Below are 23,840 nucleotides of genomic sequence, written 5' to 3'. Positions count from 1 at the left end.
CGGCCTCAGCCACCCTTGACCGAACCGGCAAGGAGGCCACGGACCAGGTAGCGTTGCATGAAGAAGAAGACGAGAAGCGGCACGGCAATCGATACGAAGGCCGCCGTGGCCAGAATCTCCCAGTTGCCGCCGCGCGTGCCCAGAAGCTCGACGATCTGGTTGGTCATGACCGTCGTCTCACCCGTCGCATCGATCAGGAAGACCTTGGCGACCAGCAAGTCGTTCCAGGTCCAGAGGAACTGGAAGATGGCAAAGGAAGCGAGGGCCGGGAAAGAGAGCGGCAGGATGATGCGGGTGAAGATCTGGAAGTCGGTCGCACCGTCGACCTTGGCGCATTCGATGATGTCGCGCGGGAGCCCGACCATGTAGTTGCGCAAGAGGTAGATGGCGAGTGGAAGGCCAAAACCCGTATGGGCGAGCCATACGCCGAGGTAACCCTTGCCGATGCCGATCGAGAGATGCAGGCGCAGGAGCGGGATGAGCGCGAGCTGCAGCGGCACGACGAGAAGCGCGACGACGGCCGCGATCAGCAGTGCACGCCCCGGAAACTCCATCCAGGCCAGTGCATAAGCAGCGAATGCGGCGATGACGATCGGGATGACGGTCGCGGGGATGGTCACTGTCAACGTGTTGAAGAAGGCCTTCGCCATGGAGTCGGTGGTCGAAGCGGAAAACAGGACGGTCTGATAGTTGCCGAGCGTAAATTCCGGCGGCAGCTCTGCCGTGACGAAGATGCGCTCGCCGCGGCTGCCAGTCATCTCGGCATCGCTTTCCAGGCGGTAGTCACCATTCGCCTGCAGGGTCACACGACCATCGTCGCCCATGTCGGCGGTCGCACCGGGTTCGTACTCGCCGATGGCCCGGGAGGACGTGCCCCAGGTGGAGATTTCCGCTTCGGCAGAAGCGCCGCCTTCACTGAGAACATTGCCCTCGATGATCCAGAGGTTTCCCTCCTGACGTTGGGTCGACGGATCCGCCGTTCTCAAGACCAAGTTCTGCTCCTGCGAAAAGAGCGAGCTCCACCAGCCGCTGGTCGCGATCTGGTCCGCAGTCCGGAACGAGGAAATAAAGAGACCTGTGGTGGGGAGCAACCAGAGAACAACGAGTACGGCCACCGAAAGGTGGACGGCCCAGACGAGACTGGATTTTTTGCCTGCGACTTTAGCCATGATCCCGCCTCCCCTCAGCGCATTTCTTTTCGAGCGTTGTAGACATTCCAGACAAGGATCGGCAGCACCAGCAGCATGATGACCATGGCGCTGGCCGAGCCGACGCCCCAGTCATTGGCGCGGAACAGCTTGTCGAACATGTAGTTGGCCAGCACCTGCGTTTCCCACTGACCGTTGGTCATGGCAAAGACGATGTCGAAGACCTTGAGGACCACGAGAGTGATGGTCGTCCAGACGACAACGACGGTGCCCATGATCTGCGGGATCTTGATCTTGAAGAAGATCTCGAAGTCGTTGGCCCCGTCGATGACCGCTGCCTCGATCGTTTCCTCCGGGATGCCGCGCAGGGCCGCCGAGAGGATGACCATGGCAAAACCGGTCTGGATCCAGATCAGCACCACCATCAGGAAGAAGTTGTTCCAGAAGGAAATGGTGAGCCAGGTCTGGGGCTGCCCATAGGGATAGTCGAATGTCAGGACGGAATAGATGGAGACCAGAGCCTTGTAGCCAAGCCAGGCCGCTGCAAGCGTCACGACGAGACGGCCGACCACGCCGAAGGCAGAGCTGCCACCCCGACGTCCGACGCCGCCGGCCAGGGGTCGCAGGAGCTGGTAGACACCGTAGATGATGAAGGCCATGAAGCCTGCCAAAAGCAGCGCCGGCACGATCCGCAAGACGATGATGGCGCCGATGCCGCCGTCGAAGGAAAGCCAGAGGGCATTCAGGATGCCGATCTGCTCTTCACCGGCGGGGCGCGTATCGTAGACGAGCTTGAAAATGACGGATGCACCGACGAAGGAAATCGCCATCGGCATGAAGATCAGCGACTTGGCAATGTTGCCCCATGAAATGCGGTCGGTGAGCTGGGCTGCAAGAAGACCGAAAGCTGTCGACACCGCCGGCACAACGGTCAGCCAGAGAAGATTGTTGCTGATCGCTTCCCAGAATTTCGGTTCGCCCATCATGCGCTGATAGTTGTCGAGGCCGACAAAGGCGCCGCCGAGGTTGCGGTCCGTGACGGACAGCCACATCGTGGCGACAACCGGATAAGCGAGATAGAGGCCAAGAGCGAAGACCGCAGGAAACAGGAACAACCAGGGTCGAACCATATTGGCGCGGTTGATGTTGCGACCGGCATGCTCTCCCTTTGCGGGGAACAGCACCCTGTCGACGAACATGTTCGACAGATAGAAATACCCGATACAACCACCGACGCCGATGACGATCGTGATCAGAGCCTGCAACGCCGGATTCATGATGATCTCCCCCTCCGCATGCCTTCTGATTGTTTTTGCGAACGCCCGGGCCACAGTGGCCCGGACGCTCGGTATGCGGTTCTGCTCTGCGGCAGATTACTTGATGCCGTCCCAGGACGCCTGGATCGACTTTGCTACATCTTCGGCCGACTTGCCACCGACAAAGTCCACCATGCCGGTCCAGAAGCTACCGGCACCGACAGCGCCCGGCATCAGGTCAGAACCGTCGAAGCGGAAGGTTGTTGCCTGCAGCAGGATGTCGTTCATCTTGCGAACGGTCGGATCGGTGAAGACTTCCGTGTTGACGCCCTTGTGGGGGGTCAGGAAGCCCTTCTGCGCCATCCAGACTTCATGGGCGATCGGCGACTTGAGGAATTCGACGAAGGCGCGGGCAGCCTTGCTGTCCTTGGTGATCGTGAAGGTGGTACCGGCACCGAGAACCGGGCTGCCGAGATCCTTTCCGGCATAGGCGGGGAAGTAGAAGAAGTCCGCGTCTTCACCCACAGACGTGCCTTCGGGGAAGAACGACGGGATGAACGATGCCTGATGGTGCAGGTAGCACTGCGGCGGCGAAGCGAAGAGGCCCTTCGGGCTGTCACGGAAGTCGGTCGACGCGACCGCACCGGCACCACCGACGACGAACTTGTCGTTGTTGGCGAACCAGCCGAACTCGTTGATGGCGTTGACGACGATCGGATCGTCGAACTTCAACTCGTTCGATACCCACTTGTCATAGTCTTCCGGCGACGCGGTGCGCAGCATCATGTCCTCGACCCAGTCGGTCGCGGGCCAGCCGGTGGCAGCACCAGAGCCGAGACCGATGCACCACGGCGTACCGCCATCGGCGGCAATCTTCTCGGTCAGAGCCTTGAGCTCTTCCATCGTCTTGGGCACTTCATAGCCGGCGTCTTCGAAGTTTTCCGGCGAATACCAGACGAGCGACTTTACATCGGTCTTGTAGGGGAAGCCGTAGAAGGCCTTGTTGCCATCCTTGCCGGCATAGGTGCCGAGATCGACCCAGGACTGACCGGCAGAGTAGTTGTCCTTCAGCCAGGAGGCGTTTTCAGCGCCGAGATCGGTCAGGAAGCCGCGCTTTGCCATGTCGGATGCGAGGCCAGGCTGCGGGAAGATCGCGATATTCGGGGCGGAGCCAGCTTCAAGGTCGACGACGATCTGCTGTTCGAAGCTGTCGGAGCCGGTGTAGCGAACATCAGCGCCGGTTGCGGCAGCAAAGTAGGCCAGCACGCTTTCGACGAGCACCTGGTCAGGGCCGAGCCAGGGGCCAAAGATGGTGATCTGCTCGCCATCGAGCTGTATCTTCTTCAATTCCTCGAAGCTCGCCCAATTGAACTTCGCATCTTCGCCCGGAGCAAACTTGAGTTCCTGCGCGGCAGCTGTGCCGGCCACGAGCGCGGCAGCCGCCACGGTCATCAAAAACATCTTCTTCATGTGATTTACCTCCCATCACATCGGACGGCCAATCGTCCCTGATCAGCGCATGATCCTCAAAGCGCTTTGGCCCCTATTTCATCACATTGGGTTCTATCGGGAGTCAAGGGGCTTTTGGGGAGTTGCCGCAATTAGACGCACAAGGCCGCCCGCTCTGAGGCAAATGCCTCATCGGCGTTCAGATTTCGCTTGTCGCAAGGCCAGCCTCTGCGCCATATTCGAAGCGCTTTGGTCGAAGACGGAGGAGGTTTTCGCCCGGGTGAGGAGAGGAAATCCGCAGTGAATCTGAAAGAACTGTCCCAGATGCTCGGGCTGTCGCAGACGACGATCAGCCGCGCACTCAACGGCTATCCCGAGGTCAACGAGGACACACGGCAACGGGTGTTGAAGGCAGCGAAGGAAACCGGCTATCGGCCGAACCGCGCCGCCCAAAGGCTTGCGACCGGCAAGGCCGGATCCATCGGACTGATCATGCCGATTTCCCCCGACCACAGCTCAGACATGCATTTTGCCGAATTCCAGAGCGGTCTCGCCGAGGCTTCGATCGAACATGACTTCCATTTCGTCATCATGCCGTCGCGGGCCGAAGACGAGGAGCAGGCCATCCGCTGGCTGGTGGCGAGCGGCAGTGTCGATGGTTATTATCTCGCCTATATCCGGGAGAGGGATCCCCGGATCGCCATGGCCAAGTCGCTCTCCCTGCCCTTCATCGTGCATGGCCGCTCCTTTGGGCTCGACCTCGACTATCCCTTCCTGGACGTCGACAATGAAGGCGCCTTCTACGATGCCACGCGCTTTCTCCTGCAGCTCGGCCACACGCGGGTGGCACTGCTGAACGGTCAGGCAGATCTCGATTTTGCCTGTCGGCGCCGGCACGGGGCAGAGAAGGCACTTGCCGAAAGGGGGCTGATCCTCGATCCGCGCCATACGCGACACAGTTTCATGAGCGACGAGCAAGGCTATCGCGGCATGAAGGAGATCCTGGCCGGCCCGGCCCGGCCGACCGCAGTTCTGTGTGCCAGTACCGTGCTGGCGCTCGGCGCCGTCAGGGCGATGAACGAGTTGGGGCTGAAGCTTGGCACCGACATCTCGCTGATCGCACATGACGACGAATTGCCACTGCTGAAGCCGGAAAATTTCTCGACCCCGCTGACGACGACCCGCTCATCGCTGCGCGCAGCGGGGCTGCGGGTGGGCGAACGCCTTATCGCGATGATCCAGCAGAGCGAACCCGCGCCCCCCGCACAGGAATTATGGAAGGTGGAACTGGTGGTGCGGGCTTCGACAGGGCCAGTGCCTGCCTGACCGGTTCCGCGTCAGACGCTCTATCAGAAGCTGGGCGCTGCGACACCGGCCCGACGATGCGCGGCGATCACGGTGTTGGCCATCAGCATGGCGATGGTCATTGGGCCGACGCCACCTGGAACCGGCGAGATCGCCTTGGCAACCGGTTTGCATTCGGCAAAGGCGACGTCGCCGACCAGCTTGAACTTGCCCTCGCCCTTTTCGGGAGCCGCCACCCGGTTGATGCCGACATCGATGACGGTGGCGCCAGGCTTCAGCCAATCGGCCTTCACCATTTCGGCACGGCCGACGGCTGCGACGAGGATGTCGGCTTGGCGGGCGAGTTCGGGCAGATCCCGGCTTCGCGAGTGGCCGATGGTGACAGTCGCATTGGCATTGAGCAGAAGCTGCGCCATCGGCTTGCCGAAGAGGTTGGAGCGACCGATGACCAGCGCATTCAGGCCCGACAGATCCTTGCCATGGATCTGGCGCACCAGGATCATGGCACCGGCTGGAGTGCAGGAAAGAAGACCGGTCTTCAGGTCGCCGGTTGCGAGCTTGCCGGCATTGACGATGTGCAGACCATCGACATCCTTTTCCGGTAAAATCGACTGGATGACCTGTTCGCTATCCAAATGCTTGGGAAGCGGCAGTTGCACCAGGATGCCATCGATCTCGGCATCGGCGTTGAGCGATGCGACCAGTGCCATCAGGTCTTGCTGCGCCGTATCTTCGGGAAGCGTGTGCTGGATCGAATTGAAGCCGCACTGCTTGGCCATTCGACTTTTCGCGCCGACATAGGCGTGGCTTGCCGGATCATTGCCGACAATGACGACCGCGAGACCGGGCTTGCGGTGACCGGAGGTCTCCAGCCCGCTTGCCGCTGAGGTTACCGCTTCGATCACCGAAGCGGCGGCTGCCTTTCCATCGATTACCGTGGTCACTGTGCTCAAATCCCCGTCTTCAACTGGCAGCAAGCTAGCGCCAACGCAGGGGCACCATTTGCCTGTCCCCGTCCTATGCTGTCAAATTGCGGCATATTGCAAGGCAGGACCTGCCGGTTTTGGTCAGCCGAGCGGTGCCGGCGGCTGGCGCAGCCTGTGGCTCAGGACATGACCGAGGAAGACGGGAATGCCGAGGATGTAGCGCCGCCAGAGGCGGTTGGGTTCAAGCCACAGACGGTAAAGCCATTCCAAGCGCAGGTGGCGGACCCAGCCCGGGGCCCGCGTCACTCGGCCGGAAACGAAATCGAGCAAGGCGCCGACGCTGATCACGACACGCGCATGGTCTGCGGTGAGATGTCTGTCGACCCATTTTTCCTGCAAGGGTGTTCCCATGGCAACCAGCAGCAGGTCGATACGGGCCATCTCGATGCGCTTCAGGATCAGCGCCGGATCGGCGCGGTCGAAATAGCCGTCCGAAATCTCGATGAACTCGTGCCACGGCGTATGCTTGCGGAAATTGACCGCAGCGGCCTGCAGCACCTGCGACGTCGCGCCAAGCAAACCGATACGCAGCGGTTTTGCGATGAAGGTCAGGGATGCCGGAACGAAATCGGTGCCGTTGAGATTGGCCCTGAAGCGACCGCCATGGATGAAGTGCGCAGCAATATCCACGCCGATGCCATCGGGCAGAACAAGGCAACGCCCCAGAACCTCGCGATATTCAGGGTCCCGCACCATGACATTGGCATTGTTCGCATTGAGGAATGCGATGTGCGTGAACCCCTGCTGCGAAGTCAGCTTCTGCTCGATAAGTGCCAGGGCCTGATTCCAGCCGAGATCGTGCACCGGCATGCCGAGAACCGGCAGAACGGGAACCACCGGCTCATCGGCGGCGAGCAAGGTTTCCGCCGATTGTTTATAGGCTGACGATGAAGAAGCTGGCATGACATGTCCCGAGGATCGATCCACCGGACACTAGCGATCAGAACTGAAATCCAGGTGAAGAACGATAGCGAAATTATCGGCTTCGCGTCAGTCCAATGTTAACCAGCACGACCAGCTGGCTGGCCCCGATCAGGACCGTCAGTGGCCGGAAGATGCCGGCTGCTCGTCAAGCTTTTCGCCCTCGACCACGGTCGTCGTCTCCATCGGCCTGGAGCCACCGTCTGCCGACTTGCGGGCCGCTTCCTTGGAGACGTAATCGAGCTGCTCGATGAGGACCTGATCGACCATGCCTTCACCGAGGCGTGCATTCATCTCCGTCTTGATCTTCTCGCGGAAGTCGTTGACGTCGAAGCTCGAGACATTGCCGATGTCGACCATCTTGTTGCCGACGAGCAATGTGAACAGCTGGTCGGTCATCAGTTCGGTCGTGGGCAAGGTCTGGCCCTTGACCTTTTCCTTGTCCATCATGAAGGAAATGCGGGTGAGGAAGTAGCCGGTGACATCACCGCCCCCGATGACGGGGATGGTGATCGGCTCGCCCCGGATCAATTCCAGCGCCGCCTTCTTGGCGTCTTCCTCGCTCGGGCCGGCCGGGGCTGTCGCCAGGTAGATCGAGCCATAGACGGCTCCCAGCGTGACGATGCAGACCCAAAGGCCGATTCCGAGTATCTTGCCCATCAGAACTCGCTGAACTGGAACTGTTCCTGAGAATAGGTGCCGTCACCATCGGCATCGCGAACCGCATTCTTCAAGAGATCGGCGACGGCGCGGACTGCCGAAAGATGGGCCTCAACTCGACGGGCGTTGAGTGCGAGCTTTTCCTTGAGGACATGGAGCTGCTCGACGTAATTGACGGCGAATTCGCGCGGATCCGTATCACGGAAGAGCATGGTGAGCTCATAGAGGCACCGGCTCTTGTGCGCGTTCGAGACCTTGAAATCGAATTCCGGATCCTTGCCGATCCGCTCGTTCTCATTGTCGATGATGCGCTCCAGGCGGCTCAGCACCGTCTTCACGCGGTATTCGCTCGAAACAACTTCCATGAAATCCTGCCCTGTCTTTCGAAATTCGATCAGTTTTTGGTGTCAGCGCCTGCACCCAGGGTGCGACGCTCGAGATCCGTTACCCAGCTCATGGCCAGCCCGCGGTCCGTTTCATCGGTCGCGGCGTTGACGCCCTCCTGTCCGCGCACGCGCTGGAGTGCCTCGTCATACATCTGCTGTGCGATGCCGACGCCGCCGGCATTGGCGATGGTCGAGCCCAGCTGCTCGGCCATCATGCTCTTCCACATCTCGCCGGAATTGCCCTTGCCGTAGACTTCCTCACTCTCGTCCGGAAGCATGCTCTGGACGAAGTTGGTCAGGTAGACGGCCTCGAAATCGCGATAGATCTTCGGTGGCTTGCCGACGTCTTCCGTCTTCTCGGCCATTGCCTCGGTCCGCGCGGCATTGGTGGTCCGGTTCAGGATATCGACGGTAGCGCCAAAGCCCGCGCCCTTCTCGGCGAGACTGGTCGCCATGAAGTTTGCACGGTTGGTCTTCAACTGTTCCTGGGCGGCTGCGACTTGCGCCGGGTCAGCGGCGCGGACCACGTCCAGCACCAGATCGCTCGGAGGAGATATGGCCAAGGTGATATCCTCGTTTTCGGTTCGAGGCGACTATCACTCCTGAAGCTTGCTGGAGGCTGGTGTGGCAAATTGCAGATCGATCAGGTCGTAGATCGCGTCATCGTCCCGCTGCCGTTCCTCGTGATCGCGCGCATCCTTCATGTTTTCCTCTAGACGGTCGCCCTTGGCGCGCTCGCGCATGAGCTTCATTTCCTGAACCTGCTGGAGACCGTGCAACTGCTTGTCCGTGTTGGACAAGCGATCGAAGCGATCGGCATAATTCTGCGCGAAGAGCCTGTGCAGCGGCTCAAGAGAGCCGATCGCGTCCATCACGGTGTCCATCGACCGCGCATTTTCCTCGATGCGCTGGGCGGTGATGCCGAGATCACTTTCTGCCATGCGCTCCATATGCCGCTGCACTGCCACGAGGCGCTTCAGCTTGTCGGATTTCTTGTTCGGTCCCAAGGCGCCCTCCTCAGAAGTTGAAGATCATCGGGAAATTCTGGGCAAACTGCATGACCATGGCCGCGATGGTGAAATAGACCAGCAGGAGACCACCCAGGAGAAGGTAGGGCGTGGAGATGTAGAAGACCGGCACTTGCGGCGCGAGCTTGTTCACCAGACCAACGGCGACGTTGAACATCAGTCCGAAGATCATGAAGGGGCTCGCCAGTCGCAGCATCAGCATGAAGGTCTGGGACAGGGTGTCGGTCAGCGTGATCAGCATCTTCTGGCTGTCCGGCATGCCGCCCAGAGGCATCACGGTGTAGGAATCGACCAGTGCCCGGAATACGACATGATGGAAATCCATCATGAAGAGCAGCAGCAGACCGCCGAAGGAAATCAGGTTGGTCATCTGGTTCTCGGACGTGTCTTCGAGGATGTCGGTGGCGCCAGGCGTGTTGAGGCCGATCGCCATGGACACGACAGAGCCCGTGAACTGCAACCCGAGCACGTAGAGGCGCGGGACCAGACCATACATCATGCCGATCAGAATTTCGGCGACGATGACGCCGACGAGTGTGGCTCCGCCAACGGAGACGCGGGGGTAAAGCGCGTCGAACAGCAATGACGTCATTGCCATGGAGACCGCGAATGCCAGGAAGAACCGCACCGTCATTGAGATGCGGGCTGAAGAGAAGCCCGGCAGGGTCATGATGCAGGAGCCGATGCGACAGAAGATCGCAAACAGTACCAGCACAGTCCCCTGCGGGTCAGAAATCATGAAATGGAGCCCAAAATCTTGATCTCGATGCCCTTGGCCAGTTCCACATGGGAGAGAACAGGCAGCGTGGCAAAGAGTCGTTCGATGATCATGCGGACATAGGACCGCGTTTCGGGCGATGTGACAAGAACGAAGGGCAGGCCGCGGTCCATGAATTCACGGATAACCTGACTCGCCTGTTCGGAAAACTCTTCGAGGCTGCGCGGATCGATGTCGAATTCGACGATTTCACCCTTGGCATCGCGCTTCAGTGCCTGGTGGAAGACGAGGTCCCACTTCGAACCCAGGCGGAGGACACGCAGGACGCCGTTGTCGGTCAGGTCGCCGCAAAGCTGCTGGGCCATGCGGACGCGGACGTGCTCGACGATCTGCTCGGTCTTGCGAACATGCGGCGCGAGTTCGGCGACGGCTTCGAGAATGAGGTGCAGGTTGCGGATCGACACACGTTCGGCCAAGAGCAGCTTCAGGACCGCCTGCAGGCCCGAGTAGGACATGTGCGACGAGCAGATTTCGTCCGCCAGCTTCTTGTATTCGGGATCGAGGCGATCGATCAGCACCTTGACGTCCTTGTAGGACAGAAGCTGCGGCAGGTTGTTCCGGATGACTTCCGAGACATGGGTCAACACGACCGAAACATTGTCGATGGGATGGAAGCCTTCGCGCTTCAATTCCTCGGTGAAGGTCTCCAGCACCGAAACTGCCGGCATGCCGAAGGCGGGTTCGCGGATCTCGTCACCGGGAACCTTCGGCTTGCGGCCGGAGCCGGTGACAACGAGGACTTCGCCGACACGCAGGTTGTTCGAGGCGACCGTCGTGCCATGAATGCGGATCTGGTAGGCTTTCTCCGGTATGGCGATATCGTCGGTGACCTTGATCTCGGGCACCACGAAGCCGTACTGGCTGGCGAACTTCTTGCGCATCTTGCCGACGCGGAAGGCGAGTTCCTGGTGGGCGCCGAGGAGACGCGTCGAGACGAGCTTGCCAAGTGCGAGTTCGATTTCCGAGGTCTTCAGGACCGACTTGACCGAGTCCTTCTCGGCTTCCTTGCTCTGGATGACCTTCTTTTCCTCGTCCTCGCGCTTCAGCTTGCTCTCGGCCTCGAGCTGGCGCGGAATGAACCAGGCGCCGAAAGCCATGATACCACCAAGCAAGGTGAACGGGATCAGAGGCAGGCCCGGCACAATCGCGAGCGCACCCATGAGAGCAGCCGCGACGAACAATGCGCGCGGGTAGCCGCTCAGCTGATTGACGACGGCCTGGTCGGTCGAGCCCGGCGTGCCGCCGCGTGAGACCAGAAGACCGGCAGCGAGCGAAACGATCAGTGCCGGGACCTGGGAGACGATACCATCGCCGACGGAGAGCTTGACGAAGACATCGGCTGCTTCGCCAAGTTCCATGCCGTGGCGGAAGTAGCCGATGATGATACCGCCAGCGACGTTGATGGCGGTGATGATAAGGCCGGCAATCGCATCGCCGCGGACGAATTTCGACGCACCATCCATGGCACCGAAGAAGGAGCTTTCCTGCTCCAGTTCGCGACGTCTGTGCTGTGCTTCCTTCTCGTCGATGATGCCTGCGGACAGGTCGGCGTCGATCGACATCTGCTTGCCGGGGATGGCGTCGAGGGTGAAGCGGGCACCGACTTCGGCGATACGCGTCGCACCCTTGGTGATGACGATGAAATTGACCGTGATCAGGATCAGGAAGACGATCAGACCGATGACGAAATCGCCACCCATGACGAGCGTGGAGAAGCCTGCGATGACGCCGCCAGCAGCCCCATGCCCCTCGTGACCGTGGGTCAGGATCACGCGCGTCGTCGCAATGTTCAGCGACAGGCGGATCATGGTGGCAATCAGCAGGATGGTCGGGAAGGACGAGAAGTCGAGCGGTCGCTGGATCCAGAGCGACACCATCAGGATGAGGACGGACAAGGCGATCGAGAATGCGAGGCCGACATCGATCAGGAATGGTGGAATCGGCAGGAAGAGGATGCACAGGATCATCACGATCCCGAACGCGAATCCGATGTCACGCCCGCTGGGGCTCACCTTCGGGATTACGAGTGCAGGTGGTTGCGCCATGTCCATTCCATCTCTTCATGAGAAGTCATCCGGAAGATCATGCTTCCGGCAGTCTGCTTCCGAGAGATAGCGGTCGAAGCTTGCGCGAGGGTGTCAGACCGGTCAGCGCTAGAAGCCGGACTGTATTCGCGAAAAGACGAGGGTCGTGAAGAGATTGATCTGCGCACCGACAAAGGGAGCGGATATGCCGATGGTGATCATGATCGCGAGGATCTTCGGCACGAAGGTCAAGGTCATTTCCTGGACCTGGGTCAGCGCCTGGATCAGGGCGATCGTCACGCCGACGATCATACCGGCGGCAACGGCCGGCCCCGAGGCGATGATGATCGTCCAAATTGCTGCCTGCAAGATGTCGAGAGCGTCTGCCTCATTCATGAGACGATATCCTTTCGGAGCGGCGAATCATACCCTCCACTCCGAAAGGCCTAGCATATCAGGAGTCGGTCGTCGTGGTGCTTGCTGTGCCGACGCGAACGCCAACCACAATCGGGATTTCCTTGCCGTCGGTTGTCGTCGCGACCATCGTGTCCGTATAGACGCGCACAGAGGCCACGACGCCGGTGGTCTTTTCATCGGCACTGGTGATCGTCTTGCCGATGTAGGAGGAGGCATTCGTCAGGGCGTTTCCGGTGATGAGAGTCTCGAGGTTCGAGTTCATCTGGATCGACTGCTCGACCTGCGAGAAGGTCGCCAGCTGCGCAATCTGCTCGCTGGCATCCATCGGATCGGTCGGGTCCTGGTTCTTCATCTGCGCGATCAGAAGCTTCAGGAAGCTATCGTAATCGATCGATGCCTTCGCGGCAGCCTGGCTCGCCGTGCTGCTGCTGGCCGACGATGTCGTGGCCGCAGTGGTGGCGGCTACACTGTCTACCGCCATGGTGCGATCTCCTTGCGGATCTGCTCGATCGTTGCCGGCGCCATTTCCTGATTGTTCAGGATACGGTCTTCAATCGGATAGAGTTGGCGGATCGCTTTCAGCGCGTCGAAAGCTCGGCCTGACGACACCATGCCGTCGATGCGCTTCAGTTCAGCGAGAATTTCTTCGTTCTCGAAGCACGACAGCAGCATGATCACCGACTTGCGGAACATCGCGAGCGACTGGTCCTTGCCTTCCGGATTGATCAGCATCATCTGGGCGATGAAGTAGAGCTGACGCAGGGGCGTGGTCGCCTGTTCCGGCTGCAGAACGTGGTTCTCGAGCAGGAAGGTCACATCGTTCAGGAACTCGAGGGCAACCTTGCGGTCGACGCGCAGAACCGCTCCGTTGATAAAAATACGTTCGCCCGACTTGAGCGAGATGCGCAAAGTGCTCTTCATTTAAGTCCATCCCTGATGATGGTTGTCACGTCGATGATGCCCTGGAAGTTTTCCGACTCGCGCTTGCGGATCCGGTCACACTCTTTCAAAATCCAGATGGCGATGGAAATCAGGTTGGCGCGGACTTCCTCGCCCAACTGGTTTTCGGGGTTTTGCAGATCTTCGATCAGCCGGACCCAGACCCGGCGAGTATAGAACAGAGCCTCGATCGCCTCGCGGGAATAACCCTTCTTCTCCCGTGCGGCGCTCAGAAGCTGGATGCAACGGTCAAGGGCCTGCCGTTCACGCTCCTTGGCGTCGGCGACGCCATCTTCCATAATTTCGGCATATGAGAACTGGTACATTCAGTTGCCCTTCAGTTTCATTTCACCCTTTGCTCATCAAAGGTAGTTGACAAGGCTCAAGCCCTGGATCCTCGCGGTCAGGGTGTAAGATGCTTCCACCATGGAAAGCAGAGAGTTAACGCGAGTCGAGGCTTCGTACGCATCTACTTCAATCTTGCTCGACAGGCTGGTCTCAATGATATCGACCTGGATCCTCAGCGAGGCATCTGCCTTCTCGACGCGGTTTTCCGATAGACCGAGTTCAGAGCGGGTGGCGTTGATGCCCGAAATCGCGCGACCGGTGTAATCAATGGCCTTGTTGATCGCGACGGAGACTGCATTGGCGGGAGCGCCAATCGTCATCAGTTCCTTTGTCACGATGGCTGCGAGCGCGAAGTAACGAAACCCATTTTCATTGGCCGACGTCGAGGTCTGGACCGTCTCCGACTGGGAGATCCTGCTTGTCATCGCCTGGTCTGTGGCGTTCGACCAATCCGTATTCCAATCGGCTCCGGTGTACATTGGCTCAAGCACGGAGCCGATGAAATCTTCCATGCTCGGGGCCGCGCCGCTGGCGGCGATCGTTGCCGTGCCAACAGTATCTGTCGGCGGAAAGCCGAAGTAGGTGGTAAAGGCGGCATCGAAGGCGATCTTTGCAGGAGATGTGTCGGTGTATTCCTGGATCGGCTTGACGTCGGTATTGATGCCGGAAAACAGGAATTCGCCGTTGGCGGCCTGATTGGCCATGCTGGTCATCGTCGACAGTGAGTTCGACACGGTCATGACCGTCGTGTTGATCGTGTCGCTGTTGGACGATCCGGAGATCGTGATCAACGCGTTGTTCATCTCTTCCGCAGCGGTCGCCATCTGCTTCAGCGCTTCCTGAGAGGCCGAAAGCCGCTGGGTCGCGATCGAATTGTTGTTGATCATCGAGGTCAGCCGCAGGCTCTCGCGATTGAGGTCGACAACCGTCGATGTCTTGCTGCCCAGCTCCGCGCCGATATCGGCGTAAAAACCGGTGCTGACTTCCTGCTGCGCCTTCAGAAGTTCATTCTGCGCCTGCCTGATCGTCAGGCGCATGGATGTCTGGGTCGAGAGATTGGATACGCTGGCCGTCGACATCAATGATTACCCCGCCATTTCGAGAACGGCCTTCAGCATCTCGTCGACAGTGGAGACGAGCTTGGCCGCGGCCTTGTAGGACTGCTCTACATCGAGCAGCAGCGAGAGTTCTTCGTCGAGGCTGACGGCCGTCTTCGAAGAGTAGGTCTGGAAGGTCCGCTCATAAAGCGCCTGCTTGTTTTCGTTGGCCGTCGTCGCATTCGACCGCAGCTCTTCGAGCCAGCCGATCGAGTTGCTGGCAAAGGACAGGACGCTTGCGTCGGTCTTCAGGTCCGCATCGGCGGAGAAGCTGCGGTTGGCCGCCAGCTCGTCCACATAGGCGTTGATGAGGTCGGTGTAACCGGACGAGCCATCCACGTTCTGGACATAGGTGGCCCCGTTGATGCCACCGTCGCGGATCAGCATCGGATCACCGCCGGCATCGGAGCGTACCGCCGTATTGACGCGAATGAGGGCGGCGAGACCAGGTTCGACGGTGCCCGTTGCCGGGATCGTGCCACCGGGCCAGGTGAACAGGCCGGGCAGTTCACCACCGCCACCAATATCGGTTTCCTGGAAGGCTTCGATCAGGCCACGCGCAATTTCATCAAGCTGGGTCTGGAACGTGGGAGCAATCACATCGCGGATCTGGACCAGCGAGGCCAGCGACCCCTGGCCATCCGTGTTTCCGCCGACACCCGCCCGCACTGCCGTACCGTCGATGTAGATCGCATTGCCGGTGACGGTGGAATCGTAGGTATAGGTGCGCACGAAGCTGACTTCGCGCGGATCGGTTTCGAACAGCGTCGTGCCATCATAGGTGTAGAGGACCATGTCGCTGTTGTCGCGCATGTTCACGGAGACACCGACGATCGCGGAGATCTCCTTGAGGAGCGTGTCACGCCGATCGAGATAGTCGTCGGCATTGCCGCCGGTGGCTGTTTGCCTGACGACCGTGTCGTTGACGATCTTGAACTCGGCGAGCAGCTTGTTCAGCGTATCCACCTGCTCGAACATCTGCGCATCCGTGTCTTCACGGAGCTCCTGCGTCGTGGTGGTTGCGTTGTTGAGCGAGTTCACCACATCGATCGCGTCCGTCACGACCGTCGAGGCAAGCGCGTATTCGCCCGGCGATGCAGCAAAGGACTGAAGGCTACTCTGAAGATTGGCGAGATAGGCCGACGGCGACAGTTCGTAGTCGTTGCCGCCGAGCGCATCGGAAAGCGTGGTCAGTCCGTCGAGCAGCGTCGACTGCGCACTTTGCTGCGCAGTCGAGGATGACATCTGCCGCAACAGGGCCATCTGCTGCGACCGCTCGTTCTGTACACTCGAGAAACCGTAAACGGTCTGCACCACCACTGCATCACGGCGAACATAGTTTTCGTTACCGGTGTTGGCGATGTTCGTCGAAATCACGGAGGTCTGCTGAGCCGTGTTCCGGAAAATCGAGTTGGCCGTATTGAGCGACGATGCAAGCGACATAGGACTAACCCACTCTTTCGATTATCTCTTCAGGTTGACCAGGACTTCCATCAACTCGGAGCCCGTCTGGAAAACCTTGGAGTTTGCGGTGTAATTCCGCTGTGACTCGATCATGGCCGTAAGCTCTTCAGCGACGTCCACGTTGGAGTCTTCGAGGGCACCGGACAGGATTGTACCGAAGCCGCTCGACCCGGCGTAGCCGAGGATGACGACACCCGAATCGTTCGACTGGGTGTACATGTTGCCGGCCACCGGATTGAGGTTGTCCGGGCTCTGGACGCTTGCGAGAGCAACGCGGAACTTCGGCACCAGGTCGCCGTTCTCGTAGGCGATCGAGACAATGCCCTTGTCGTCGATCTCGTAGCCCTTGACCTTCGAAGCGGCGTTACCGTTGACTTCGCCTTCTTCGACCGAGAAGTCGGAGGCGAGCTGGGTCGTATTGCCGATGTCGAGGGTGATGTTCTCTACCGTGGCGCCGCCAACCGGGTAGGTCCCGATGGTCAACTCCGGCGGAACTGGGTTGACCAGATTGCCGTTGGCATCGAATTCGAGGACAGTTGCAGGCACGACATTCGTAAGGCCATCGGCCTCGACAGCCTCAACAGTCCAGAAATTGTCCGCGGTCTTCTCATAGGTGAACGTGATGAGTCGGCTCGTCCCCTGGCTGTCATAGACTTTCAAGGACGTGGTCTTTTGCTCGCCAACAGCCAGCGAATTCGGCAGATTGACGTTCAGGGCGCCCGTGGTCGATGCGACAGCAGAGATGCCGGAGCCCGAAAGGTCCACTGGCTCAAGGCCATCGAAGCCGTTGACGACGATGGTCGGATCGGCAGTCGAATCGTACTCGTATCCCTGAAGCGTATAGCCCGCCGTATTCTTCAGCGTACCATCCTCCTGCAGGACGAAGGAGCCAGCGCGGGTCATGTAAGGGGTACCGTCGTCACCCTTGACGATGAAGAAGCCGTCGCCGTTGATCGCGAGGTCAGTCGTCGAGGTGGTGTAGCTGAAGGTACCCTGGCTCGAGATCGAGTAACGGACATCCGTCTCGACACCGCCAGAATTGTAGGCGCCGTTCGTGGCCGGCAGAATCATGGACGAAAATTGCACCGAGGCCTTCTTGTAGCCGACGGTGCTGGAATTGGCGATGTTGTCAGCGACAGTGCTCAGCCGGTTCGACTGGGCATTCATGCCGGAGACACCCGTTCGCATGGTTCCGTAAAGGCTCATGTCAAAATCCTCGTTTTGTAGTCAATGGGGAGAGTATGAGGTGGGCCTTGCGTGAAGCTGTCTGGCTGGAAAGCCCCGCTGTTTTTCCGCCGCGTCACGCCGAAAAAACTACGGCCGCACAAGGGCGGCCGCGGTGTCGAAATCAGCTCCAGTCGATGCAGTAGCCGAGGAAGCGTTTGGAATCGACGGGATCGAAACCGAGCTTCTTGCGCAGCTTCTTGCGCAGCTTGGAGATGTGGCTTTCAACGACGTTTTCTTCGACTTCCTCATCGAAAATGCCATAGATCGCGTTGAAGATCTGGGTCTTTGAAACGCGACGACCGCGGTTGGAGACCAAATATTCCAGGATGCGGCGCTCGCGGCGCGGCAGCGGGAAGGGACCGCCAGCGATCTCGGGATCGCGACCGTCGGAAAACACCTTGATCGGTCCGATTTCGGTGAAGTTGGTGATAGCCCGCAGACGACGACGGATCGCGGCGGCACGCGCCAGGATCTCCCGCGGATGAACAGGCTTGCGCACGACATCGTCGACGCCGCAGTCGAACAGTGCCAGAGTGGCCTCGAGGGAAGGTTGATCGCTTACAGCGATCACCGGCGCCTGCGTCCGGTCACGGATCGCCCTCGGCAATTCCAGGGTGTGCTCGCCCTGGCCAAGCAGGAATGCTTCGACGGCAGCGATGTCGCTGTCTGCCGCCGTATTGACCCATTCGCCGAACTCGCGAGGGTCGAATCCGGTCGAGGGAATTCCCTCGCGCCCAAATAGTGATGTGTATCCGTCTTTCACGAGCTCACGCTCATCTACCACGACGATCATTCAGCCGCCTCCGAATCAGTGTGGTGTTTCGATGCACCATGGGTACGAATCGGGGGATTCATGAACAACTAGGAGAACTTAACCATAGTAATTAACGATTGATTAACCATTCGGTGCCGATTTGAACTAGATATAGTATCCAGTGGGTGGATCTGGCACAAATTTCCGGTGGAAAAGTTAACGCAAGCTTCGCACAAGGTCTTGCCAGCGCCTTGTTCATCGCAGTGTTGCCACATTTGGCAAATCGGCACAATCAAGGCTGTCAATCAATCAGAGATTGTTATTCACCACAAAATTGTCGCGCATTAGGTGTCCAGTTTCCGTAGCCCGTGGCGACGAGATTGGCAATCACGCGACAGACATAGCGCTTTTGCGCGGGGTCATTGTTCGGCCCCGCATGGTAGCGCGCGACTGCCATCGTCCAGGTCTCGTGACGACCATGCAGATCGCTGAGGAAGCGGGCAGCATATTCCACATTGCGCCTCGGATCGAACATGGCTTCGACGCTGGTGAAATGCTCCCCGTGGAAGTGCTGGTTGATCTGCATGCAACCCACATCGATCAGAACCGCCCCACCTTGTCTGGCGCTCTGAAAGGCTTGCAAGGCATCTTCCAGGCCATCGAAATAGTGCGCCTTACCCTCAACGTTCATAGCATAGGGCTGCAGGCTCCCCTTGCGCCCGGTCTCCGTCAGACCGACCGAGTAGAGGATGCCTTCAGGAATACCATATTTGGCCGCTGCAGCGCTGATGGCACCTTCACAGGCACCGCGGCTGGCTTCAGCCTCAGAGATAAAGCTGACCAGCGCGAGAACCGCCAGCGTCGGAAGCTGCAGTATCCTTCGCCTGAACCACGCGCCCATCTCCTGCCCTCGCTCCGTTTCCTGCCGTTTCGCCACGCTGCTGCCGTTCACTTCCACCTTGGTTTCCCGGCTGGGAGGCCTGCTGGCCGGATTGCTGGCCCTGGGAGGCGTTCTGGCCGCTGTCGGCGCTGCGATCGGTCGAGGCGACCTGCATGTTCACCTGAACCTGATCCACAACGAGCCCCTGTGCGCGCAGCGCCTTGAGGATGTCGGTCTGGTCATTGGTCAGCTGGCGCAGGGCCGCCGGGTTGTCGACCGTCAATTGCACGCTGAGCTCCTCGCCCGAGAGGCGCAGGGTCGCCGTGACGCTGCCGAGCTCGATCGGTGTCATCTGGAGTTTGAGCGTGTGCACGACCTTACCCTGACTGGACTGGGCTGCAGCATTGGCAAGCTCCGACCCCGGCGACATGGCCGAAACCCATTCGCCATCACCGATCATGGCAGCGGTAATCGACGCTGCATTGGTGGTCGAAACCGGGGCAATGTAGCGGCGGCTGTCGATGACGTTGACCGTCTCGACCGCCTTTTGCTCGGACTGTTCGGGACCGTTTTTGCCCTCACCACGCAGCAGGAGCGGCTGCCCCTTGCCGTCCGCCCTGACAAAGCGGAAATCCCGCTCTCCGTCGGACCGTCCGCCTTCCGAGTCGGACGCGTCCGCCTGGTCACCGGCAACCGCATGAATGAGCAAAGCATCCGCCATCTTCAGCTTCGGGTCGTCCTTGTCGGTCTTCTCGCTCGTCGCCTTGACGTCATCAAGACCCGACTTCACAGCGTCACCGCCGGCCAGCAATTTGAGCAGGTCGATGAGATCGGGGGTCTGCGTATCGGCCTGGACGTCGTCCGCCGAACCGGGATCTGCCGTTGTCTGCTCGCCCTCAGAAACCTTCTTGTCACGGACGGCCGCCACGACTTTGGCAAGCTCTGCCTTCAGCTTCGGATCGAGCCCCTCGATCTCGATCGAGGGTGCATCACCGTTTTTGTCCTTGCCCTTGGCTCGCACCGCTGCCAGGAGCCGGGCCAGTTCATCCACCGAGATATCGTCGGGCAGCCCCTCGAGTTCGGTTGCGAGTGTGTTGCCGATGTCGATCAGCGGGCGCTTGGCCTTGGCCTTCGCGGCATCCGTGACCTCAACCTCGGCCGGCTCGTCGGCGGCGGTCTCCTTGTCGCGCGCACCGCGATCCTTTTCGCCTGAACTCGACAGGACCTTGGAGAAACTGCCGCCATCTTCGGCTTTGTCGCTGCGGGCGTGACCTGTCGATGCGGCACTGTCCGGTAATCTGGGGGCTGAGAGTGCGTCCATCATGGTCATGGGCCTTCTTTCTTGAGAAGATCGTCAATGGCGTCGAGCTTGGATCGACCCGAGTCGACAAAGGTACGCAGTTCCGGGTCGATATTTACCCGCTCGCCAGACGGAACAGTCGTTTGGGCTGCGGCGGGCTCGGCCTGCGCAGATACGGGCAACGGTGTCGTTTCCGATGGCTGGGCGAAGGGATCCTGGAGATCCGGATCAGCGTCCGCAGCCTGGCTTTCACCTTGCTCGATGAGCGGTGTCGGTTGTACTGGCGGGCTCGGTTGCGGCTTGCGCAGCACCTGCTTTGCCACGGTCTCGGCCGCCTGGCGCAAGGCCCTGTCACGTGGCGAGAGCGCCTCTTCCGGGATCTGCATCAAGACAGCCATGGCGTCGTCGACGTTCTCCGTCGGCACACCCACCAGGCTCCCGTAAAGATTGGCGAGCGCGTCTGCCCCTTCCTCGCTGCCCGAAAGCAGCCTGGCTTGGTCGGAGGCCATCGTCGCCAGTTCCTTGCGGCCGGCGATGGCTGCTTCGCGCGCGACGCGCAGATAGACTTCCCGACGCCGGTCGACATCCATGTATCCGAGGGTCGCCTCGATATCCTGCGGCTTCAAGACCTCGTAGTGTTCCACGACGAAGCGTACAAAAAGATCCGCGAACTGGCTGGCGTAAGGAGAATAGAGGAAGCGGCGTGCATAACCGTTGGCGTAGAGCGAGGCCTTGCCGACGATCTTGGCATCGACAGCGACCGCAAGGGAACGTCGCAGCGCCGCCTCTTCGACAATGGTGCCCGGCGCCGTCAGCCGTGCCCAGTCGTAGAATTTCAATGCGGCTGCGGGATCCTTGGTCAAGGTGACGTTGCCAGCCACGAGCGCGAGGTAGGGACCGATCTTGGCGTTCTTGTACTCGCTTGCGATGTCTCCGAGGCTCTTGGCGATCAGTGTGCCCTTGCCACTCAGATACTTGCGAAGCGCGTCGCTCACGCGGTTGTCGAAATTGCCGTCGATGTCGCGTGCGACGAGATATTCGAGTGTCGCCGGGTTGCCGCCGCTCATGGCATAGATGAGGGCAGCATCCACATTGCGCGGATCCTGATAGACCTTGGAATCCGCCGTGCGCAGCCGGTCGTCGATCGTGCCGAGCATGAAACGCTGCATCTCGGCTGCCGAATGATCTCCCCGGACGACCGTGTCCTGGACGAATTGCAGCGAGCGCAGCATCCGATAGGGCTCGAGCGTGTCATCTACCGTCTGCGCATGGCCAAGCGATCCGACCGCGAGAACGGTCAGGCCGGATAGCAGCAGGCGGAGGGACATACGCCGGATCGCCATAGTTTATCCCTGCTCTGCTTCGATGAGGATCTCGATGCGGCGGTTGGAATCGGCCAGCGGATCGTCCGGCACCTGCAGGCGCCGGTCAGCAAAGCCGGAGACCTGCTCGACGCGACCTTCGCTCAGCCCGCCGCGCACCAGCATGTAGTAGGCGCTATGGGCCCGCGCCATGGAGAGACGCCAGTTGTCGTTCTCCGTGCCCTTGAACTGTCGGCCGTCGGTATGTCCGCGTATGACAATCCGGCCGGCCTTTTCCTCCAGTATCTTGCCGAGCCGCTCCATGGCGAGCACCAGCTCGCGGCGCGGTACGGCAGAGCCGACATTGAACATGGCAGCATCGCTCTGATCGCTGATCGTCACCAGAAGCCCGCCTTCGGCCGGCGTGACGAGGAGACCTTCGGCGAGCTTGCCGGCGCCGCCGCCGATCGCCTGTTCGATCTGTGCCTTGAGCTCATCCGCGGCGGCGAGCTGCACCTTGAGCTGCTCGTCGGTCGTCGGGTCCATCTCGACGATTTCGGGCTTGTCCTGTGTGTCCTCACCGGATTGATCGGCCTTGCCGACATCGCTCTTCTCAGCCTTGCCTTCAGCCGGCTTTTCATCCGTCAGCGCCTCGGAGGGCGTTGCCTCGATCTGCGGCTTCTGACCTGGAACGACCAGTGCGATCTGCTGGTCCGGCTCGGTGGACGGCTCGGCAGGATCGACAGGATCGGCAATCTGAGGCGCAGCGGTTTGGGCCTGTTCCGCCGGTGTCTGGGCATCGGTCGGCTCACCCGGCGGACCATTGGCGGTCTGGACCTGCTGGGTCCAGAAATCCGGATCGAAAGGATCGCGATAGGCTTCCCCGCCCTGAGCGCCGGTCGAGGGACCGGAATCGGCGGCACCACCCTCCCCCTTGGCGCTTACATTGGCCTGCTGGCCTACTTCCTGGGCGATTTCCGCCAGAACCGAATAGGGGTTTTCGAAGAAGTCAGCCTCGGAATAGTTGGCCTCATCGCCCGAGGATGCGGTCTGGTCGTCACCGGTCGCCGCAGCCGAGCCGACCTTGTCCTCGTCTTCGTCTACCTGCGAGCGCTCTTTCTTCTCTTCACCCTCACTGGTCTCAACCGGCTTTTCCAGCCCCTTTTCCGTGGGCTTTTCATCCGAGAGCTTGATGGGGTTGAAGTAGCTTGCGACCGAGGCCTTGGTTTCCTCATTGGCGGCATTGACCAGCCACATGACGAGGAAGAAGGCCATCATCGCGGTCATGAAGTCGGCATAGGCGATCTTCCAGGCGCCGCCATGGGCGCCATCGTGGTCACCCTTGTGACGCTTGACGATGATGATCTCGTTCTTGCCGTGATGGTGGTTTTCTTCACTCATGCCAGAACTTTCTTCAGGCTCGCCGTAAATGCAGAAATGCGGGTCACGAGAGCGGCCTCACCGAACTCGGCCGTCAGGTCGAGATCTTCATCCTCCGTATAGCGAAGGAAGCTCGTATGTTCGGGCATGTCCGCCTGGAGTTTTTCGAACAGGAGGCGCGGCCCCTTCACTTCGATCTTGCCCGCCTCGCCAGCGGCAATTGCGGCCTGCAGAAGCGCGGCGAGATCCTTGACAGCCTTGTCGGCGAGCGCCTCACCGATCACAGGCGCAAGCGCAATCGCCGCCTGCTCACTGACGGCAAGCGACAGTTTCTGGATCACATCGGGCAGTTTTGTCGCGAGGATCTCGGCAAATTCGTCGCGCAGCTTCTGGTCACGTTCGGCAAGGGCCTGGGCATGGGCGATCTCCATGGCCTGTCGGTCCACTTCCAAACGGTCTGCCGCAGCCTTTTCGCCCGCTTCGTGCCCCTCGGCATAGGCTTCGCGTCGGATGGCCTCTGCATCCAGCGGCTCAGGCTCCGGAAGGGCCGGAAAGTCCATGTCAAACGCATCCACTGATGGCATGTCGAAGGTCGGCGCCGATGGTGCCGGTGGCACTGTCGCGGTGGAAAAGTCCTTGAGGTAGCTGGCCAGACGCATGCTCATCAGCAATCGCCTCCATCGGCGACAGTTCGGGACCCGCGAATGCGGCATTGCACGAGAAGAAGATCAAACATCAGCATGTCCCGTACGCGTTCTTTCATCTTCCAGGATCGGTCGAAGCTCATTCGGC

The 23,840-nt window shown here is 60.1% G+C and carries 25 protein-coding genes; 1 reads left to right on the top strand and 24 read right to left on the bottom strand.

Features of this window, described 5'->3' with window-relative positions:
- Positions 1-5: 5 nt before the first annotated feature.
- The 3 genes from QTL56_RS18815 to QTL56_RS18805 all read right to left on the bottom strand — a co-directional run bounded on the left by QTL56_RS18815 (position 6) and on the right by QTL56_RS18805 (position 3,874).
- Complete coding sequence (locus tag QTL56_RS18815; protein ID WP_245134761.1) at positions 6-1,169, bottom strand: carbohydrate ABC transporter permease; 1,164 nt, start codon at positions 1,167-1,169, stop codon at positions 6-8.
- Positions 1,170-1,183: 14 nt separating this feature from the next.
- The gene (locus QTL56_RS18810) at positions 1,184-2,425 is read right to left on the bottom strand and encodes a carbohydrate ABC transporter permease (protein WP_245134759.1); all 1,242 of its coding nucleotides are present in this window, start codon (positions 2,423-2,425) and stop codon (positions 1,184-1,186) included.
- A gap of 96 nt (positions 2,426-2,521) precedes the next feature.
- Complete coding sequence (locus QTL56_RS18805) at positions 2,522-3,874, bottom strand: ABC transporter substrate-binding protein (protein ID WP_229573056.1); 1,353 nt, start codon at positions 3,872-3,874, stop codon at positions 2,522-2,524.
- A gap of 279 nt (positions 3,875-4,153) precedes the next feature.
- Between QTL56_RS18805 and QTL56_RS18800 the strand changes: the two genes are divergently transcribed.
- Positions 4,154-5,179: a LacI family DNA-binding transcriptional regulator gene (locus QTL56_RS18800; RefSeq protein ID WP_229573057.1), complete on the top strand. Its 1,026-nt coding sequence runs from the start codon at positions 4,154-4,156 to the stop codon at positions 5,177-5,179.
- Between the two features lie 23 nt (positions 5,180-5,202).
- Here QTL56_RS18800 and folD read toward each other — a convergent pair whose 3' ends face one another.
- From folD to QTL56_RS18695, 21 genes are all read right to left on the bottom strand, one after another.
- On the bottom strand, positions 5,203-6,102 hold the full coding sequence (folD, locus tag QTL56_RS18795) for a bifunctional methylenetetrahydrofolate dehydrogenase/methenyltetrahydrofolate cyclohydrolase FolD (RefSeq protein ID WP_229573058.1): 900 nt from the start codon (positions 6,100-6,102) through the stop codon (positions 5,203-5,205).
- A gap of 123 nt (positions 6,103-6,225) precedes the next feature.
- Complete coding sequence (locus QTL56_RS18790) at positions 6,226-7,047, bottom strand: WecB/TagA/CpsF family glycosyltransferase (RefSeq protein ID WP_229573059.1); 822 nt, start codon at positions 7,045-7,047, stop codon at positions 6,226-6,228.
- A gap of 138 nt (positions 7,048-7,185) precedes the next feature.
- A complete protein-coding gene (locus tag QTL56_RS18785; protein WP_229573060.1) occupies positions 7,186-7,725 on the bottom strand; it encodes a flagellar basal body-associated FliL family protein in 540 nt (179 codons plus the stop codon).
- Positions 7,725-8,090, bottom strand: a complete 366-nt coding sequence (locus QTL56_RS18780; RefSeq protein WP_112240379.1) for a hypothetical protein — start codon at positions 8,088-8,090, stop codon at positions 7,725-7,727. Before QTL56_RS18780 ends, QTL56_RS18785 begins: the two co-directional genes overlap by 1 nt.
- A gap of 29 nt (positions 8,091-8,119) precedes the next feature.
- On the bottom strand, positions 8,120-8,674 hold the full coding sequence (locus QTL56_RS18775) for a rod-binding protein (RefSeq protein ID WP_229573061.1): 555 nt from the start codon (positions 8,672-8,674) through the stop codon (positions 8,120-8,122).
- A 33-nt stretch (positions 8,675-8,707) separates the two neighbouring features.
- Positions 8,708-9,061 carry a hypothetical protein gene (locus QTL56_RS18770; protein ID WP_370660373.1) on the bottom strand — a complete coding sequence of 118 codons (354 nt, stop codon included), beginning with the start codon at positions 9,059-9,061 and terminating at the stop codon, positions 8,708-8,710.
- Positions 9,062-9,128: 67 nt separating this feature from the next.
- Entirely contained in the window at positions 9,129-9,878 is a 750-nt protein-coding gene (fliR, locus tag QTL56_RS18765) for a flagellar biosynthetic protein FliR (protein ID WP_245134758.1), read from the bottom strand.
- Entirely contained in the window at positions 9,875-11,962 is a 2,088-nt protein-coding gene (flhA, locus tag QTL56_RS18760; RefSeq protein WP_229573064.1) for a flagellar biosynthesis protein FlhA, read from the bottom strand. Before flhA ends, fliR begins: the two co-directional genes overlap by 4 nt.
- Before the next feature lie 108 nt (positions 11,963-12,070).
- Entirely contained in the window at positions 12,071-12,337 is a 267-nt protein-coding gene (locus QTL56_RS18755; RefSeq protein WP_229573065.1) for a flagellar biosynthetic protein FliQ, read from the bottom strand.
- Positions 12,338-12,395: 58 nt separating this feature from the next.
- Positions 12,396-12,839, bottom strand: a complete 444-nt coding sequence (flgD, locus tag QTL56_RS18750) for a flagellar hook assembly protein FlgD (RefSeq protein WP_245134757.1) — start codon at positions 12,837-12,839, stop codon at positions 12,396-12,398.
- The gene (gene flbT, locus QTL56_RS18745; RefSeq protein WP_006726382.1) at positions 12,830-13,279 is read right to left on the bottom strand and encodes a flagellar biosynthesis repressor FlbT; all 450 of its coding nucleotides are present in this window, start codon (positions 13,277-13,279) and stop codon (positions 12,830-12,832) included. The genes flgD and flbT overlap by 10 nt, the downstream gene beginning before the upstream one ends.
- Complete coding sequence (flaF, locus tag QTL56_RS18740) at positions 13,276-13,623, bottom strand: flagellar biosynthesis regulator FlaF (protein WP_229573067.1); 348 nt, start codon at positions 13,621-13,623, stop codon at positions 13,276-13,278. The genes flbT and flaF overlap by 4 nt, the downstream gene beginning before the upstream one ends.
- A 36-nt stretch (positions 13,624-13,659) precedes the next feature.
- Positions 13,660-14,724, bottom strand: coding sequence for a flagellar hook-associated family protein (locus QTL56_RS18735; protein WP_229573068.1), 1,065 nt, complete (start codon positions 14,722-14,724; stop codon positions 13,660-13,662).
- A 6-nt stretch (positions 14,725-14,730) separates the two neighbouring features.
- Entirely contained in the window at positions 14,731-16,185 is a 1,455-nt protein-coding gene (gene flgK, locus QTL56_RS18730) for a flagellar hook-associated protein FlgK (RefSeq protein ID WP_229573069.1), read from the bottom strand.
- 21 nt (positions 16,186-16,206) lie between these two features.
- A complete protein-coding gene (locus QTL56_RS18725) occupies positions 16,207-17,412 on the bottom strand; it encodes a flagellar hook protein FlgE (protein ID WP_245134756.1) in 1,206 nt (401 codons plus the stop codon).
- Between the two features lie 142 nt (positions 17,413-17,554).
- A complete protein-coding gene (rem, locus tag QTL56_RS18720) occupies positions 17,555-18,226 on the bottom strand; it encodes a transcriptional activator Rem (protein WP_229573071.1) in 672 nt (223 codons plus the stop codon).
- A 280-nt stretch (positions 18,227-18,506) separates the two neighbouring features.
- Entirely contained in the window at positions 18,507-19,088 is a 582-nt protein-coding gene (locus tag QTL56_RS18715; protein ID WP_245134755.1) for a transglycosylase SLT domain-containing protein, read from the bottom strand.
- A complete protein-coding gene (gene fliK / locus QTL56_RS18710) occupies positions 19,012-20,397 on the bottom strand; it encodes a flagellar hook-length control protein FliK (RefSeq protein WP_245134753.1) in 1,386 nt (461 codons plus the stop codon). Before fliK ends, QTL56_RS18715 begins: the two co-directional genes overlap by 77 nt.
- A complete protein-coding gene (gene motC, locus QTL56_RS18705; protein WP_245134751.1) occupies positions 20,394-21,710 on the bottom strand; it encodes a chemotaxis protein MotC in 1,317 nt (438 codons plus the stop codon). Before motC ends, fliK begins: the two co-directional genes overlap by 4 nt.
- A 3-nt stretch (positions 21,711-21,713) precedes the next feature.
- Positions 21,714-23,069 carry a MotB family protein gene (locus QTL56_RS18700; RefSeq protein ID WP_245134749.1) on the bottom strand — a complete coding sequence of 452 codons (1,356 nt, stop codon included), beginning with the start codon at positions 23,067-23,069 and terminating at the stop codon, positions 21,714-21,716.
- Entirely contained in the window at positions 23,066-23,713 is a 648-nt protein-coding gene (locus QTL56_RS18695; protein ID WP_245134747.1) for a FliH/SctL family protein, read from the bottom strand. The genes QTL56_RS18700 and QTL56_RS18695 overlap by 4 nt, the downstream gene beginning before the upstream one ends.
- Positions 23,714-23,840 lie beyond the last annotated feature (127 nt).

It is taken from the genome of Peteryoungia algae (assembly GCF_030369675.1).
Classification (GTDB): Bacteria; Pseudomonadota; Alphaproteobacteria; order Rhizobiales; family Rhizobiaceae; genus Allorhizobium; species Allorhizobium algae.
This window is presented reverse-complemented; position numbering and strand designations above follow the sequence as displayed.